Source organism: Pseudomonas frederiksbergensis (genome assembly GCF_003732665.1).
GTDB lineage: Bacteria > Pseudomonadota > Gammaproteobacteria > Pseudomonadales > Pseudomonadaceae > Aquipseudomonas > Aquipseudomonas frederiksbergensis_G.
On sequence record NZ_MOBP01000026.1, the window covers coordinates 1 to 307 of the forward strand.

The 307-nt window shown below is 64.5% G+C and carries 1 pseudogene; it reads left to right on the forward strand.

What is annotated here, in order from left to right:
- Positions 1-307, forward strand: a pseudogene (locus BK665_RS32225) (hypothetical protein); the annotation flags it as partial.

A 307-nucleotide genomic window follows, 5' to 3' on the forward strand; every position in this document is an offset into this window, starting at 1 on the left:
GGTCAAGGGCTCGCCGAGCGGGGTGGAAATTGCCAATGGCGGCATCACGGTTGAAACCGCTGTGGTCCTGACCGGCGCTGCTGCCAAAGGACAGAAGGTGCAGATCTTCGATGGCACCGTGTCCAAGGGTGAAGCTACTGCCGATGCGACTACGGGCATCTGGACCTTGACCGTGTCCGGGCTGACCGTCGCCGCACACATTTTCACCGCCAAGGCACTGTACGGCTCCGGCGCCACCTCGGCAGCGCGCACGTTGACCGTCACTGCCGCCACCGCTCCAACCATCACCTCGGTCAAGGGCTCGCCG